The sequence below is a fragment of the bacterium genome, assembly GCA_030704665.1.
Taxonomy (GTDB): Bacteria; Patescibacteriota; Microgenomatia; order Woykebacterales; family RBG-16-39-9b; genus JAUYID01.
This window is the reverse complement of the sequence record JAUYID010000009.1, coordinates 863,348-877,146: the sequence shown is the minus strand read 5'-3', so window position 1 is coordinate 877,146 and position 13,799 is coordinate 863,348. Positions and strand designations below refer to the sequence as shown.

The 13,799-nt window shown below is 42.6% G+C and carries 22 protein-coding genes; 19 read left to right on the top strand and 3 right to left on the bottom strand.

All coding sequences use genetic code 11. The features are described from left to right. Window positions 1-5 precede the first annotated feature (5 nt). The 9 genes from infA to rpsI all read left to right on the top strand — a co-directional run bounded on the left by infA (window position 6) and on the right by rpsI (window position 4,339). Window positions 6-245: a translation initiation factor IF-1 gene (infA, locus tag Q8P13_05140; GenBank protein MDP2671811.1), complete on the top strand. Its 240-nt coding sequence runs from the start codon at window positions 6-8 to the stop codon at window positions 243-245. A gap of 103 nt (window positions 246-348) precedes the next feature. Then, window positions 349-462 (top strand): 50S ribosomal protein L36, encoded by a 114-nt coding sequence (gene rpmJ, locus Q8P13_05135; GenBank protein MDP2671810.1) that lies wholly within the window; start codon window positions 349-351, stop codon window positions 460-462. 109 nt (window positions 463-571) lie between these two features. Next, the gene (rpsM, locus tag Q8P13_05130; protein MDP2671809.1) at window positions 572-994 is read left to right on the top strand and encodes a 30S ribosomal protein S13; all 423 of its coding nucleotides are present in this window, start codon (window positions 572-574) and stop codon (window positions 992-994) included. Then, window positions 994-1,365: a 30S ribosomal protein S11 gene (gene rpsK / locus Q8P13_05125; protein MDP2671808.1), complete on the top strand. Its 372-nt coding sequence runs from the start codon at window positions 994-996 to the stop codon at window positions 1,363-1,365. Before rpsM ends, rpsK begins: the two co-directional genes overlap by 1 nt. Then, window positions 1,366-1,989, top strand: a complete 624-nt coding sequence (rpsD, locus tag Q8P13_05120) for a 30S ribosomal protein S4 (protein ID MDP2671807.1) — start codon at window positions 1,366-1,368, stop codon at window positions 1,987-1,989. It abuts the gene before it with no gap. 55 nt (window positions 1,990-2,044) lie between these two features. Then, on the top strand, window positions 2,045-2,941 hold the full coding sequence (locus tag Q8P13_05115) for a DNA-directed RNA polymerase subunit alpha (GenBank protein ID MDP2671806.1): 897 nt from the start codon (window positions 2,045-2,047) through the stop codon (window positions 2,939-2,941). A 5-nt stretch (window positions 2,942-2,946) separates the two neighbouring features. Beyond that, window positions 2,947-3,432, top strand: a complete 486-nt coding sequence (gene rplQ, locus Q8P13_05110; GenBank protein ID MDP2671805.1) for a 50S ribosomal protein L17 — start codon at window positions 2,947-2,949, stop codon at window positions 3,430-3,432. Continuing rightward, window positions 3,395-3,871 carry a 50S ribosomal protein L13 gene (gene rplM / locus Q8P13_05105; protein MDP2671804.1) on the top strand — a complete coding sequence of 159 codons (477 nt, stop codon included), beginning with the start codon at window positions 3,395-3,397 and terminating at the stop codon, window positions 3,869-3,871. Before rplQ ends, rplM begins: the two co-directional genes overlap by 38 nt. A gap of 3 nt (window positions 3,872-3,874) precedes the next feature. Further along, window positions 3,875-4,339: a 30S ribosomal protein S9 gene (rpsI, locus tag Q8P13_05100; GenBank protein ID MDP2671803.1), complete on the top strand. Its 465-nt coding sequence runs from the start codon at window positions 3,875-3,877 to the stop codon at window positions 4,337-4,339. Window positions 4,340-4,373: 34 nt separating this feature from the next. On the opposite strand, the gene Q8P13_05095 is transcribed toward rpsI, so the two are convergent. Next, on the bottom strand, window positions 4,374-4,571 hold the full coding sequence (locus Q8P13_05095) for a hypothetical protein (GenBank protein MDP2671802.1): 198 nt from the start codon (window positions 4,569-4,571) through the stop codon (window positions 4,374-4,376). Window positions 4,572-4,627: 56 nt separating this feature from the next. Beyond that, window positions 4,628-5,008: a VOC family protein gene (locus Q8P13_05090; GenBank protein MDP2671801.1), complete on the bottom strand. Its 381-nt coding sequence runs from the start codon at window positions 5,006-5,008 to the stop codon at window positions 4,628-4,630. Window positions 5,009-5,568: 560 nt separating this feature from the next. Between Q8P13_05090 and Q8P13_05085 the strand changes: the two genes are divergently transcribed. From Q8P13_05085 to Q8P13_05045, 9 genes are all read left to right on the top strand, one after another. After that, window positions 5,569-5,940 carry a response regulator gene (locus Q8P13_05085; protein ID MDP2671800.1) on the top strand — a complete coding sequence of 124 codons (372 nt, stop codon included), beginning with the start codon at window positions 5,569-5,571 and terminating at the stop codon, window positions 5,938-5,940. Window positions 5,941-6,003: 63 nt separating this feature from the next. Then, window positions 6,004-6,429: a transcriptional repressor gene (locus Q8P13_05080; GenBank protein MDP2671799.1), complete on the top strand. Its 426-nt coding sequence runs from the start codon at window positions 6,004-6,006 to the stop codon at window positions 6,427-6,429. Then, window positions 6,419-7,189, top strand: coding sequence for a ZIP family metal transporter (locus Q8P13_05075; GenBank protein ID MDP2671798.1), 771 nt, complete (start codon window positions 6,419-6,421; stop codon window positions 7,187-7,189). Before Q8P13_05080 ends, Q8P13_05075 begins: the two co-directional genes overlap by 11 nt. 119 nt (window positions 7,190-7,308) lie before the next feature. Beyond that, entirely contained in the window at window positions 7,309-7,569 is a 261-nt protein-coding gene (locus tag Q8P13_05070) for a metal-sensitive transcriptional regulator (protein MDP2671797.1), read from the top strand. A gap of 6 nt (window positions 7,570-7,575) precedes the next feature. Then, window positions 7,576-7,761 (top strand): hypothetical protein, encoded by a 186-nt coding sequence (locus Q8P13_05065; protein ID MDP2671796.1) that lies wholly within the window; start codon window positions 7,576-7,578, stop codon window positions 7,759-7,761. Between the two features lie 57 nt (window positions 7,762-7,818). Further along, entirely contained in the window at window positions 7,819-7,965 is a 147-nt protein-coding gene (locus tag Q8P13_05060; protein ID MDP2671795.1) for a YHS domain-containing protein, read from the top strand. A 5-nt stretch (window positions 7,966-7,970) separates the two neighbouring features. Then, window positions 7,971-8,864, top strand: a complete 894-nt coding sequence (locus tag Q8P13_05055) for a cytochrome c biogenesis CcdA family protein (GenBank protein MDP2671794.1) — start codon at window positions 7,971-7,973, stop codon at window positions 8,862-8,864. Continuing rightward, window positions 8,845-9,549, top strand: a complete 705-nt coding sequence (locus Q8P13_05050; GenBank protein ID MDP2671793.1) for a peroxiredoxin family protein — start codon at window positions 8,845-8,847, stop codon at window positions 9,547-9,549. The genes Q8P13_05055 and Q8P13_05050 overlap by 20 nt, the downstream gene beginning before the upstream one ends. 28 nt (window positions 9,550-9,577) lie before the next feature. Next, complete coding sequence (locus Q8P13_05045) at window positions 9,578-11,836, top strand: copper-translocating P-type ATPase (protein ID MDP2671792.1); 2,259 nt, start codon at window positions 9,578-9,580, stop codon at window positions 11,834-11,836. A gap of 522 nt (window positions 11,837-12,358) precedes the next feature. Here the strand turns inward: Q8P13_05045 and Q8P13_05040 are convergent. Beyond that, window positions 12,359-12,742 carry a hypothetical protein gene (locus Q8P13_05040; GenBank protein MDP2671791.1) on the bottom strand — a complete coding sequence of 128 codons (384 nt, stop codon included), beginning with the start codon at window positions 12,740-12,742 and terminating at the stop codon, window positions 12,359-12,361. Between the two features lie 75 nt (window positions 12,743-12,817). On the opposite strand from Q8P13_05040, the gene Q8P13_05035 reads away from it, so the two are divergent. Next, complete coding sequence (locus Q8P13_05035) at window positions 12,818-13,792, top strand: phosphotransferase (protein ID MDP2671790.1); 975 nt, start codon at window positions 12,818-12,820, stop codon at window positions 13,790-13,792. The last annotated feature ends 7 nt before the right edge of the window (window positions 13,793-13,799 follow it).

The following is a 13,799-nucleotide window of genomic DNA, read 5'->3' as shown; positions in this document are numbered from 1 at the left end:
GCTAAATTATGGCTAGTGAAAATATTGAAATAACTGGAAAAGTAGTTGAGAATATGCCCAATACTCTTTTTCGAGTGGAAGTTGATAAGACTGCTCCTGAGGTGTTGGCAGGAAAAGTGATCACGGCTCATTTGGCCGGTAAGATGAGAATGCATTACATTCGAATTTTGCCTGGTGACAAAGTACGGGTTGAGATCACACCCTACGATCTAACCAAAGGCAGAATTGTCTATCGGGATCGTTAACATTGATTACTGTAAACCTGCCCGGGGTTGTTTTTGGAAAACTAAAAATTAGTATTACGGTCGATACTGTTAAACTAAATCATAGAAAGTAAGGTTGTTTACTGTGAAAGTGCAAGCATCAATAAAAAAACGTTGTATAAACTGTAAAATTGTAAAGCGTAGAGGAACGCTTTTTGTTATTTGTGTAAACCCTCGTCACAAACAACGACAGGGCTAAGTTACTATGAGCAATTATATCGACCAAAAGGTTGTTTTTGGAAAACTAAAAATTAGTATTACGGTCGATATTTTTAGACTAGAAGTTATAGAATTAAAGGTTGCTAAATATGGCCAGAATAGCTGGAATTGAACTGCCAAACAACAAAAAAATAGTTTTTTCTTTACCTTACATCTATGGTATCGGTCCGACGCTGGCCAAAAAAGTTGTCGAAACAGCTAAAATCGACCCAGACAAGCGAGTCAAAGATTTATCGGAAGAAGAGCTTTCCAAGATCCAAAAAGCAGTTGAGCAAATTCCAGTTGAGGGGGACCTGCGAAGAATGGTTGGGCAAAACATCCGCCGTTTGGAGGACATAGGTACTTACCGTGGTTTAAGACATAGAAAAAGCCTACCAGTTCGAGGACAAAGAACAAAAAGTAACTCAAGAACAAAACGAGGTAAAAGAGTAACAATTGGAGCGATGAAGAAAGAAGTTTTGGTAAAGATGGAACAGGCCGCCACCACAACGGCAAAAAAGGAAACTAAATAATGGCAAAAGCAAAAGAAAGAAAACAAGTCGGTTCAGCCAAAGTTTTTATCAGTGCCAGTTTTAACAACACTCTGGTGACTGTCACTGATATGACCGGAAACACTATCGCCTGGAGTAGTGCCGGGGCGTCAGGCTTTAAAGGAGCGCGAAAATCAACTCCTTATGCTGCTTCAACCGCGGTCGAGAATTTGAGTAGAAAACTAAACGAGGCAGGGGTTAGAGACGTTGAAGTTTATGTCAAGGGACCAGGAGCGGGCCGGGATGCAGCGATCAGGGCTTTGCGCAATAGTGGTTTGGCGATCAAAGCAATTGCCGATGTCACTCCGATACCGCACAATGGACCAAAACCAAGAAAGAGACGTAGGGTTTAAATGGCACGCTATACTGGACCAAAATTTAGACTGGATCGTCGTGAGGGCACAAACCTTTTCCTAAAGGGAAAAAGAAGTCTCACAAAGCATCCAATTTCAAAAAAAGGGGCTGTTCCTCCGGGACAGCACGGTAATAAATCTAGTCGACGTAAGGTTTCTGATTACGGTATCCAGCTGCGCGAAAAGCAAAAAGTAAAGCGAATGTACGGGCTGCTTGAAAGACAATTTCGACGCTACTACGAAGCAGCGGCCAAGAAAAAAGGCGCAACCGGAGAAACGCTCTTGCAAAACCTTGAGACCAGGCTTGATAATGTTGTTTACCGGCTCGGTTTGGCTGCTTCTCGAGCACAGGCTCGACAACTAGCTAATCATGGGCACATTCGAGTCAATGAAAAAAAGGTTGATATTCCTTCCTTCGCAACCAAAAGCGGAGATGTCATTAGTTTGAGCGAAAAGGCACAAAAGTTTGAATTGGTAAAAGAGGCTGTTGAAGCAACCAAAGACAGTGTTCCCGAATGGTTGGAACGCAAGGCCTTGGTTGGTAGAGTCAAAACTTTGCCCAGCCGAGAAGATATTGGTGCTGACATCAACGAACAGTTGATTGTCGAGTTTTATAGTCGATAAGCTTCTTTAAGCTGAGGCCTTGAAAGGTCGTTTATTATTATTTTTGGAGGTATAAATGGTAGACCAAGTTAAAATTCACCAAGAAGGTGGTAGCAAAGACGGCTCAATCGTTGTCGAGCCACTTCCACAAGGTTATGGTATGACCTTGGGTAACTCTTTGCGTCGTATCCTGCTTTCCTCGCTTCCCGGTGGGGCGATTACTCAAGTAAAAATAGCTGGTGTTGCCCATGAGTATTCGACTATCAAGGGTGTTAAGGAGGATGTAGTTGAGATACTTTTGAACTTAAAGAAAATCCGTTTGCAGATAGATTCCGACAAGCCAGTCAAGCTCACTTTGGAAGTAAAAGGACCCAAGGATATTACTGCTGCCGATATTAAATTACCGGCGGGAGTAAAAATTACCAACCCCGATCAACACATCGCCTCACTTTCGGATACCAAATCCAAAGTTGAGATGGATCTGACAGCTGAAAAGGGAATTGGTTACGTTCCGGTTGAGGATCGAAGGTCTTTGGGTATTGGCACCATTCCTTTGGACGCAACCTTTACTCCAGTAAGCAAGGTAAATTACAAAGTTGAGGCCACTCGTGTCGGACAAATTACCAATTTTGACAAACTGACCTTGAATGTCGCCACAGACGGAACTGTAAGCCCGGCAGAGGCAGTGAAAGAAGCTGCGAAAATCCTGACCAGCTACTTCAATGTTTTGGTTGAACAGAAGAAAAGTGCTAAAAAAGAAAAAGAATCTGCACCGAAACCAAAAATTGATCAAGAAGCTTTGATTGAAGAGCTAGAGCTTTCGACCCGAATTACGAATTCGTTGAAAAATGCCGATATTAATACTGTCGGCCAGCTCATTGAAACCCCCAAAGAAGAGTTGGTTAAACTCAAAAATATGGGCGCAAAATCAATCAGCGACATTGAACAAAGACTTAAAGAAAAGGGATTCTAAAGATAATGAGAAAGTTTGGCCGCAACACAAATCAAAGAAAAGCCTTATTTAGGAGCTTAGCTGTTTCTTTGATTCTTCATGAGAAGATCGAGACAACACAAGCTAAGGCTAAGGCGGTCAGACCAATCCTTGAAAAACTGATAACAAAAGCAAAAAAAGCAGACATTCACTCTCGCCGCCAAGTCGCGGGTTCACTAGGGAATCCCAACGCAGTTGCCAAAATGTTTGATCTGGTGGGACCCAAATTCAAAACCCGACCAGGAGGTTATCTTCGTATCACCAAACTTAACCCCCGTTTCGGGGATAGGGCAAAAATGGCAAAAATAGAATTTGTCGAAGAGGTTTCTGCTCCAAACAAAGTGAAGAAGACTGAGGAAGTGGTAGAGGCTAAGAAAGAAACAAAAACAACCAAGGTAAAGAAAACAACGCCAGCCAAAGCGCAGGTAAGCAAAGATGGAACAAAAAAAGAAAGAAAAACAAGTAAAAAGTAACGTTTTAAACAAAACGAGAGTTAAGAAGCAAGTAACCAGCAAACCAATAAACTGGTATTTGGTTAATGCTCAAGGAAGCATTTTGGGTAAAGTAGCGGCCAAAGTCGCCAGTATCCTTTTGGACAAAAACGACCCAAAGCGAAAAAGCTATGAAATCCCACAATCCAGAGTCGTGATCATCAATGCCGGAAAAGTTGAAGTCAGCGGTCGAAAAGAAGAAAACAAAAAGTACTATCGTTACTCCGGCTACCCCTCAGGATTGAGAGAAAGGACCCTAGCTCAATTGAGAAGTCAAAAACCTGAGGAGATAATTAATCACGCAGTTTTTGGTATGCTACCAAAAAACAGAATGGGCAAATCTTTGCGAAGACATCTGTTTATCTACTCTGGATCTAGTCATCCACACGAGGCGCAAAAATTTGAAACACTTGAGGTTTAAAATATGGCAAAAGCAAAAAAAGAAGCACTAGAAAAAACAACTGAAGAGCCGGAAAAAGAAAAACCAAGCAAGAAAGTTGAGTGGTTTGGTGCGGTGGGAAGACGAAAACGAGCCGTTGCTCGGGTGCGGATTTGGCTAGAAAAGAATGGAAAAATCACCGTCAATGAAAAGCCAGCCGAAGACTATTTTAAGGGTCAGGCTCTGAAAGCAAATTTAAAAGAACCACTCAACGTTGTTGATAGAGTCGGTCAACTTGGCGTCTCAGTAAAAGTACGCGGTGGGGGTATATCCAGCCAGCTTGGAGCAACTGTCCATGGGATTGCCAATGCTTTGATTACTTTTGATGAAACCCTTCGTGAGCCTTTGGCAAAGAAAAAACTTTTGACGCGTGACCCACGAGAAAAAGAAAGACGCAAATACGGTTTTGCTGGAAAAGCTCGCGCCCGCAAACAATCTCCAAAACGATAAAGTTAAGTTGGAATAGGTGTAATAGAGGGTTGGACTAATACTTGTTGTGCCAAATGGCTTGGTAAACCAAAAGGCCCCCAATTACTAGAGGAAGGATTGCCAAGAGTTTGAAAAAACGCCAAGGTATTAGAACCAACAAAGAGGCCAGGGCAAGAAGTAGAATTCCCCAAAAAAGTGGGCTAATTCGTTTCAAACGAACTAGAGGACTATCAGCCCGGTTTGTTTCAAACATGTCTTAATTCTGACACAACAACAGGTTCTTTTCAAACCATGTTTCATTTTCCCAACTCAAGAAGCGCGAACCTGAGCAAGCTGAAAGTAGTTTCCATCTGGATCGGCAAAAGTGGAAATCAAACCGTAACCTTCCATATGGTAGACAGGTTCGATTTGCTCTACTCCAGATGATTTGAGACGGTCAGCTTCTTTTTCGGCATCATCGACTTCGATATTAAGCATCATTCTTTGCGGGTCCTTTGCTTTACCGTTTACTTCTGAGCTAGGGTTGATATAGAGCAAACCACCATCACCAATTTGCATTTCAAAGCCAGCCGCTCCATCTTCGGCTTCGAATTCTTCTTTTATCTTTAGACCCACCTTGTCTTGATAAAAGTTGGCCAATTCTTTTGGGCTCCCACTAAAAAGCATGACGGATTCTAAACCACGAATCATAATAAATACCTCCTTTGGTCAGTTAAATATAGAAACCAGTGTAGAAAAAGTCAAGTTAGGTAGCAAGGGCTAGAAAATATGCTAGAATAGCAAAAAACGGAAAGTAGAGGAGGTTGAACTGTGTCTAAGGTAGTCTCGAATCTACCTAGTCTCGAGGACATTATTGTCCTGGTACCACTTATGTTCATTGAGTGTGAGATTGCCCTGGCTGGGGAAATCCTCATGTTGGTGAACAGAAGCTCAACGATGTGGAACTCGGGCGTGGTTTTGTTCACTATTGGAATAGCCACGTTTCTTGGTACTGTTGGGTGGATGAAGTCGTTATCGAGGTAGGCGTGAAGGGGAGAGTGCTGCTTGTGGAAGGGAGCCTCTGTGAAAGCACGCTCCCTCCCCATCCTAAACTTTGTTTAATCATTTACCTAAATTCACTCTCACAATCAACTCAAGATAGAGAGATCTTTAAACCAGAGAAGGTTGGGCATGAGCTAGATTCAGCGTAAGCTAGGTCACAAAAAGAAAAATAGTTTGCTAAATCCTTGTCTTCGTGTAAAATTTAGATCATGGCCAAAAGAATTCTCTTTGTAGAGGACGACAATATTGAACGCGAGGCCTACCAGCATCAACTTGAAAAAGCCGGATTTGCTATTTCGGTTGCGGATACCGGTCCGAAAGCGGTTGATATGCTAGGAAAAGAAGAAGTTGATTTGGTGGTTCTCGATATTATGATTCCAGGGTTTGACGGCTTTCATGTTTTGGAGAAGATCAAAGCAAATCCAAAAACCACCGAGACGCCGGTAGTAGTTCTGACGAACCTGGACGACGACAAATTTTTGCGCCGAGCGATTAAACTCGGAGCGACCGAATATTTAATTAAAGCCAACACACTTCCGTCTCAGGTCGTGGCCCATATCAAAAGACTTTTACCCAACTAAAAGCCAAAAAAGCTCTTGACAAATGCAAGTGAGTTGCATATATTGTTGCAAGTAATTTGCAACATGAGAAAAGATATCTTGGGATTTCTAAAAGAAAACAAAGTCAAAATTACTGATGTGCGCCAGGAAATTATTGCCGTCCTTGAAAAAACGAAGCTGCCTCTCACCCCGGCGGCTGTTTTTTTCGGAATAACTACCAAACTTCCGAAAGCAAATTTGACGAGCGTTTATCGCAATCTGGAGATGCTTGAAGGACTAAATCTGGTTAAACGGCTTAGCTTTGATAAAAACGGTTTCTCTTACGAGCTAGTTAGTGATCGACCCCATCATCACCATGTCGTTTGCCGCAATTGCGGAAAGCTTGAAGATTTGAGTAGTCTGGCGGCCGAAGAGTTTGTAGAAAAAACTGCTCAAAAAACTAATTTCAAAATCGAAGACCACAATTTAGAATTCTTTGGTCTTTGTAGGGAGTGTAAAAATGAGTCTTGAAACAACTATCTACGTTTTGGTCTTTACCTTCATTGGCAGTATTTTGTCTTTGGCTGGAGGTTTAATATTGCTGAAACGCAGGCTTTGGGAAGGAGAAAATAGTGTGCTTTTACTTTCCTTTGCTGCGGGTGTTTTGCTTGCGACTGCCTTTTTGGACCTTCTACCAGAGGCTTTGAGAGAAACAAAGCAAGACCCAAATATATTTTTGGCTGCCTTGCTGGGGCTGGTTACCTTCTTTTTTCTAGAGAGGTTTTTCGTTGCCTTTCATCCTCATGAGCAAGATCAAGAAAAGTTGGAGGGTTCAAGAAGAAAATCCATAGTTAGTTTGATTTTGTTTGGTGATGGCTTTCACAATTTTATCGATGGTTTTGCTATCGCCAGCAGTTTTTTGGTAAGTGTTCCTATCGGGATTACTACTTCTTTGGCTGTAGCTACTCATGAAATTCCTCAAGAAATATCAGATTTTACTATTTTGCTGAGAAGCGATCTCGGGGCGAAAAAAGTGATATTTTTTAATATTTTGTCGGGAATGACGGCGATATTAGGGGCCTTGCTGGCTTTATTTCTATCAGAGCTTATAAGCCCTTATTTAGGCCTTATTCTGGCTTTTACTAGTGGAATGTTTATCTATATTGCCGCTTCTGACATTATCCCCGAGCTTCAGCATCTTTATTTGCGCGATCGGAAATTCCACCAAGCAATATTTTTTGTTGTTGGGGTAGTGGCTGTGTATGCAACTATCAAGCTTCTACACGTTTAACCCCGAACCTTCTGCTAGATCAAGATAAAAGACTTTCCTATCCTTGACAAGAAGTGTATAGTTAGGGTATAACCCCCATGGGGGGATACTAGAAGATGGTTTAAATTTGGTAAAAACCTATGAACCAAGAAATTAAAGAGCAAGTTTTAAAAAGACTAAAGAGAGCTCGGGGACATTTGAGTCGAGTTATTGAAATGGTTGATGATGGTGAGTACTGCCCGGACGTGCTCTTGCAATCGTCCGCGGTCCAGGCAGCAATAAAAAAATCTGATGAGGTCATTCTGAACTCACACTTACATACCTGTGTAGTACCAAAGTTGGGTGGAAAGAGTGACGAGAAAGCCTTAGAAGAGCTCTTAGAAGTTTTCAAAAGGAGGTGAAAATAAATGTTTGGCCCTATGTTTTATCGAGCAACCGACTCTGCCGGTCCAGTTTACTTTGATCATATGTATGGAAGCTCACCCTTTTTCTTTGGGTCGATGATGGTTTTTATGTTGCTAACCTGGATCTTGGTAATTATTGCTTTGGTCCTTGGGATAGTTTGGCTTTGGAAGCAGATTCAGAAAAAATAATTCGAGGAAGACATGAAATTTTTTAATTTTAGTAAATATTTCGCCGCCGAAAAAGAGATGGCCAGCGATCCAGTTTGCGGAATGCGAGTTTTGCGAAACGAGGATTTGAAGGCAAGTTTCAAGGGCAAAACGTACTATTTTTGCTCTGCAAACTGTCTTGAAGAATTTAGAAAAGCTCCAAGCGAATTTGCCACTGAAGGTTAAAATTTATGCAAGCACTTCTTTTTAACACCTCCGCAGTAGCCGCTTTTTTTGGCGGGATGTTAGCTTTGATCGCTCCCTGTTGCATCACGTTTATGTTGCCATCGTACTTTGCCCACGCTTTCAAAAGCCGAGTTGATATTCTCAAGGTAACAACTGTTTTTGGCGCTGGAGTCGCGGTAGTTCTGGTACCGATCGGAATTGGTGTAGCAGCTCTAGCTCAGGTTTTTAGTAGGTTTCATCAAGAAATTTTTCTGCTTGCCGGAATCTTTTTGGTATTTCTAGGGTTATTTTCCCTGTTAGGCAAAAGTTTTGAACTACCTTTTGCTAAGACAGCAGTGAAATGGAACCCACAAAACTACACCTCTGTTTTTATTCTGGGGGTTTTTTCTGGGGCAGCTAGCTCTTGCTGCGCTCCGGTTTTGGCCGGAGTGCTGACGCTAACTGCGATTTCAGCTAGCTTAGTTCAAGCCCTTATTCTCAGTCTGATCTATGTTTTTGGAATGGTCTTTCCTCTTTTTGTGATGGCTTATTTCTGGGATCAATTTGAATGGTCCAAAAGCCCACTCGTCAAAGGCAAATTATTCTCTTTTAAAGTCTTCGGAAAACAATTTCACTCTCACACCACAAACCTTGCTTCTGGAACAATGTTTTTGTTGATGGGTATTTTCGTGCTTTACCTAGCTTGGGTAGGTAATGAGTCTTTGGCTCCGAGTTGGCAAAAAGCCCTTTCAGGTTATGCTAGCTCCCAAATTGAGAGCATTGCGCTTGCCACCAAAGGCTTACCAGACTTTATCTTTTTAGTGATTTTGTTTGTAATTGCGGGCTTGTTTATCTACAAAGGCTTCTTCTCAAAAACACCAAAGAAGGAGGTGAAAACTGATGAATCAGAAACAAACTGACCTGTCAGCGCTGTCAAAAAAAGAAAAACGCCAGTTTCTCAAAGATTTTCAAGAGCAAAACAGAAAATCTGAGAAAATAAAATCGTTGACTACAAAATTGGCCTTCGGTTTTAGTTTGCTGCTGTTGATTCTGGGCCTAGGTTACCTTTGGTTAACAGCCAAACCTACTGAGCAAGGTGGTTCAGCTACGTCTGGACTAGCGCAAACTAGTAATTTGAAGCTTGGTGCTTCGGCACCGAGCTTTAGACTGCCAGCGGCCGATGGTAGGCAAGTGTCTTTGGCCGATTATTCAGGAAAAAATATCTTGCTTTATTTTCAAGAGGGGTTAATGTGCCAACCCTGTTGGAAACAAATTGGTACTTTGGAGAGAGATTTAGCTTCTTTTGAACAAATACAGACGGAAATTGTTACCGTTGGTGTTGATTCTGCTGCTGAGTGGAAACCAATATTGCGAGCAGAAGGAATCAAGGAAATACCTATCCTGATAGATGCGGACCGAGAAATGTCGCAAACCTACGGAGTGCTTTCAATGCCATCACAAATGCACTCAGATCGTCCGGGACACACCTTTGTTTTGGTCAACAAGGAAGGTAAGATTGCTTGGATAGCTGACTACTCGACAATGCGGGTGAGTAACGAGGAGATTCTCAGCTCTGTTGAAGAGGCTCTGAAGAAAGCGCTTTAGGAAAAATTAACACAGTTATTTTTATTTTATGAGCGAATCAATTCGCAAGATTACCTACGTCTGTCCGATGCATCCTGAAGTTGTCTCCGACCAACCAGGAAGTTGTCCAAAATGTGGGATGAGGCTGGAGGAAACTAAGAAGTCAGAGGTCAGAAGTCAGAATGAGAAAAACGAAGGGGAAATTCACCGTCATGATCATGCTGATCACGAAATGAAACCTACCTTGGAAATGGGTTGGTGGGAAAAGTTCAAGATGAGTATGACGATGAGTATGGGGATGGAACACACTGGCTTGGCGGGTAGAGAGATGGCCAGACTCATGGAACTGGACATTCGCAACAAATTTTTCTTCGCTTTGGTTTTGTCAGGTCCAATCATCGCTTACTCACCATTAGGTACTGAGTTTTTCAAATTGAGCTTGCCTGAGCCTATTCCAGCAACCTGGATACTGTTTATTTTAACGACCCCAGTCTTTTTCTATTCCGGCTGGATTTTCCTCTACTCCACTTACAAAGCCCTGCAAGCAAAAACTCTCAACATGGCCGTACTAATAGCAGTTGGTATCACGGCCGCCTATGCTTTTAGTGTTTTACTTAGCTTTTTAGGCAGTGCCGACTCCTACTACGAAGCTGCAGCCCTTTTGATTACTTTTGTACTCTTTGGTCACTGGATGGAAATGAAATCCAGGCGCGGTACAACAGATGCACTTCAAGCTCTTTTTGCCCTCGTTCCTCCACAAGCAAGGGTAGTTCGTGATGGAAAAGAACAATTAATTCCAACTTCTGAAGTTAAACTTGGAGACATTCTGGTTCTCAAACCCGGTGACAAGGTACCGGTTGATGGAGAGATTACGGAAGGTGAAACCGCCATTGATGAGTCATTGGTTACCGGTGAATCTATTCCCGTTGCCAAGAAAAAAGGTGATCAAGTAGTGGGCGGTTCAATAAATACCAATGGCTCAGTTAGATTTAAAGCAACCAAAATTGGCCAAGATACTGCGCTTGCACAGATTGTCAAAATGGTCGAGCTTGCCCAGAACTCCAAGGCTCCGGGGCAAAAACTAGCCGATCGTTTTGCAAAATACTTAGTTATTGTTGCCGTTGGTGGAGGACTGCTCACCTTTGCGGTTTGGTTCTTCATCATCGGCCAACCACTTCTTTTTGCCCTAACCTTTGCTATATCAACAACTGTAATTGCCTGTCCTGATGCTTTGGGGTTAGCGACCCCAACCGCAGTAGCAGTTGGGACTGGACTTGGCGCCAAGCACAACATTTTGATTAAAGACGCCCCAACTCTCGAACAAGTTTCAAAGATCGAAGCAGTGGTTCTTGATAAAACGGGTACTTTGACGGAAGGAAAGCCAAGGGTAAACGCAGTTGCGACTGTGTCAGCCTTTGATGAAAATGAGGCGTTAAGGTTAATCGGAGCCGCAGAAGAAAAATCTTCCCACCCACTGAGTGAGGCAGTGCTTGAAGAAATTAAAAATCGCAAACTTTCTCTGCCAACTAAGGTTGAGGGATTTGAAAATCTTTCCGGTCTAGGCGTGAAGGCGAGAGTTGACGGTCAAGAAGTCTTGGTGGGGACAGTTAAATTAATGAAAGAAAATCAGGTTGAAATAAACAACTTGGAAAAGAAGATTGATGAATTTTTGGAAGGTGGTAATACGATTATGATTTTGGCCGTAAACCGTCTGGTAAAGGCAGTATTGGCAGCAGCCGACCCAATTAAACCTACCGCTAAGAGAGCAGTTGAAAGACTAACTGAACTTGGTATAGAAGTGGCAATGATTACTGGGGATAATCAGAAAACCGCTGAAGCCGTAGCTAAAAAGATTGGAATAAAACGGGTCTTCGCTGAAGTACTTCCGGGAGAAAAGGCTAATTATGTCAAGAAACTACAGGAAGAAGGAAAGTTTGTGGCAATGGTGGGGGATGGGGTGAACGATGCTCCGGCCCTCGCCCAAGCGGATATCGGAATTGCTATTGGTGCAGGGACTGATGTCGCGATTGAAACTGCCAAGGTCGTCTTAATGAAATCCGATCCAGTCGATGTGCTTCGGGCAATTCGTCTTTCTAAAGCAACCGTAACCAAGATGAAGCAAAATCTTTTCTGGGCGTCAATTTACAACTTGTTGGCGATACCGGTTGCGGCTGGCATCCTTTATCCGAATTTTGGAATCTCACTGCGGCCAGAAGTCTCGGCGTTGCTGATGAGTGCTTCGTCAATAATAGTGGCGACCAATGCAGTCTTGCTCAATAGGGCCGAGAAAAGTCTGGTTGAAGTGTGAAAAACTTCTCAGGACTAGGAAACTTTGTCTCTTGGATTGCAACCCCCTTGGTGGCAATGTGTCCACTTTGTACCTTTACGGCCGCTTTTATAGCGGTTGGTCAAGTTAGCTTTCTTTTCGCTTTAGCGAAGGTACTCACACCAATTTTAATTGGCTTGATATCGATCAGCGTCTTGAGTTTTTATCTCAGCTACAGGGGCCACCATAATATTTATCCCTTAGTACTTTCAATCACTGGTGGAACAGGTGTGATCTATGCAAATACAGCCCCCGGAGTGAGTATCTTGTTTCTGGTTATGGGTATTCTATTCCTAAGCTCTGCAGCTCTAATTGATTTAAACATAAAGTTAAATAGGCGGGAAAACTGCGAAGCCTGTCAAGGAAAGGCCACTGTACATATTCATTAATAGGGCCGAAAAAAGATCTTGTGAATGTCTGAGTAAGTTACTTTTCAAATGGTTGGTTACAGGTGTGAGAGGCGATTGGTCCCACACCTGTAGATATGGTTTCCGCTTGGGAAGGCTAGACTTCGATTGGTTCGGTGTCGAAGATTTCCGAATCGTAATCTCCCTTCTCCTGAACCTCAAAGACCAGACCGTTTCCCCCGTAGCGTTTCAGAATCCCGTCGTATTCGTATAGGAAACTGGTTCGGTCTTCTTCTGGTAGGTAAATGAAAATCACCCACCGCTCGTCGTTGAATTCGGAAGCAATTCCGAAACGGATGTCAGGACGAACGTCGTGCAACCAGGTCGTGGCTAAGGTTGCTCTTTGTGCGATCGAGGGCTCCTCGGCTTCGAGTTGGTCAGCGAAGCTTCTCAATTCCTCCCGGTGGTTTTGGCCGGCCTGTCTAGTTGATGGGCCGGCCTCGGCTGGTGTCGAAAAGACGATCGGTCCAGCAAATTTCACGATCTCACCTCCAAGGTAATCTTAATCTTCTTTAGGATTTAGTGTCAAAGTGCTAAAATGCCAGCAAGTTAGATTATGACGGAAAAAGATTTTCAGAAAAGAATTGGCTATGAAGGCGAGATTGAACCTTTGCTCAAGGAGGTCTGTCTATCCTATGGTTTTGGTCAATACTTTTCTTGGAAAACTTTAACCTCTGGGTATGAAGATTTTAACCTTGTTCTAGAGACCGAAAAAGGAAAGTTTTTTGTTAAAATTTTCGCCACTTTTCGTGATCTCGACAATTGCCTACGTTATTTGAAAATCATTGAAGAAGTGCTGGAAGCTGGGGTAAAGCATCCAAAATTGCTCGGTTTTGGTGGGGATTACTTTTTTCAAAAGAAATTTGATGGGGTAGACATACGACTTTGTGTCATGGAGTTCATTAACGGTGAGAGTTTCTACCAGTCAAAAAGTGTACCCGACAAGGAAGAGTTAAAAATCCTGGTTCGTGAAGCAGCCAAGATAAATAATATTCATCTCAAACCCGCGTTTATTTACGACAGTTGGGCGATAACGAGTTTTCCAAAAGAATTCGAAAAAATCGAAAAATTTCTTGAGAAAGAAGACGCTCAATTAATTACACCGCTCTTAGAAAATTTTGCGCGGATTAACCTAGACACACTACCCCATTGTCTTGTCCATGGAGATATCATCAAAACTAACGTGATCAGAGATAAAAAAGGAGAGATTTTCCTAATTGATTTTTCGGTTAGCAATTACTACCCAAGGATTCAAGAGCTAGCGGTTCTTCTTTGCAACATCCTTTTTGACGAAGACAAGCTAGAGGCATTTCCGGATAACTACAAGTTGGCATTGCAGGAATATCAAAAAGTTGTGTCTCTTACCAAGGAGGAATTGGAATACTTACCTTTATTTGTGAAGATCGCTCACGCGACCCACATAATTGGGGCTACCAAAGAAAGAGAATTTAACCAAAACACCTCCGAGGAGAACGATTATTGGTTACACCTTGGTAAAGTAGGTTTGAAGTACACTAGTGAAGCATTATAATTCTGGA

Bases quoted from the DNA above. Each gene is read 5' to 3' on its own strand.
- Q8P13_05115 (MDP2671806.1), top strand. From the start codon at position 2,045: ATGGTAGACCAAGTTAAAATTCACCAAGAAGGTGGTAGCAAAGACGGC.
- Q8P13_05075 (MDP2671798.1), top strand. From the start codon at position 6,419: ATGAGTCTTGAAACAACTATCTACGTTTTGGTCTTTACCTTCATTGGC.
- Q8P13_05090 (MDP2671801.1), bottom strand. From the start codon at position 5,008: ATGATTCGTGGTTTAGAATCCGTCATGCTTTTTAGTGGGAGCCCAAAA.
- Q8P13_05060 (MDP2671795.1), top strand. From the start codon at position 7,819: ATGGCCAGCGATCCAGTTTGCGGAATGCGAGTTTTGCGAAACGAGGAT.
- rpsM (MDP2671809.1), top strand. From the start codon at position 572: ATGGCCAGAATAGCTGGAATTGAACTGCCAAACAACAAAAAAATAGTT.
- Q8P13_05070 (MDP2671797.1), top strand. From the start codon at position 7,309: ATGAACCAAGAAATTAAAGAGCAAGTTTTAAAAAGACTAAAGAGAGCT.
- Q8P13_05065 (MDP2671796.1), top strand. From the start codon at position 7,576: ATGTTTGGCCCTATGTTTTATCGAGCAACCGACTCTGCCGGTCCAGTT.
- rplQ (MDP2671805.1), top strand. From the start codon at position 2,947: ATGAGAAAGTTTGGCCGCAACACAAATCAAAGAAAAGCCTTATTTAGG.
- Q8P13_05045 (MDP2671792.1), top strand. From the start codon at position 9,578: ATGAGCGAATCAATTCGCAAGATTACCTACGTCTGTCCGATGCATCCT.
- rpsI (MDP2671803.1), top strand. From the start codon at position 3,875: ATGGCAAAAGCAAAAAAAGAAGCACTAGAAAAAACAACTGAAGAGCCG.
- Q8P13_05035 (MDP2671790.1), top strand. From the start codon at position 12,818: ATGACGGAAAAAGATTTTCAGAAAAGAATTGGCTATGAAGGCGAGATT.
- rplM (MDP2671804.1), top strand. From the start codon at position 3,395: ATGGAACAAAAAAAGAAAGAAAAACAAGTAAAAAGTAACGTTTTAAAC.
- Q8P13_05080 (MDP2671799.1), top strand. From the start codon at position 6,004: ATGAGAAAAGATATCTTGGGATTTCTAAAAGAAAACAAAGTCAAAATT.
- Q8P13_05050 (MDP2671793.1), top strand. From the start codon at position 8,845: ATGAATCAGAAACAAACTGACCTGTCAGCGCTGTCAAAAAAAGAAAAA.
- Q8P13_05085 (MDP2671800.1), top strand. From the start codon at position 5,569: ATGGCCAAAAGAATTCTCTTTGTAGAGGACGACAATATTGAACGCGAG.
- Q8P13_05095 (MDP2671802.1), bottom strand. From the start codon at position 4,571: ATGTTTGAAACAAACCGGGCTGATAGTCCTCTAGTTCGTTTGAAACGA.
- Q8P13_05055 (MDP2671794.1), top strand. From the start codon at position 7,971: ATGCAAGCACTTCTTTTTAACACCTCCGCAGTAGCCGCTTTTTTTGGC.
- rpsK (MDP2671808.1), top strand. From the start codon at position 994: ATGGCAAAAGCAAAAGAAAGAAAACAAGTCGGTTCAGCCAAAGTTTTT.
- rpsD (MDP2671807.1), top strand. From the start codon at position 1,366: ATGGCACGCTATACTGGACCAAAATTTAGACTGGATCGTCGTGAGGGC.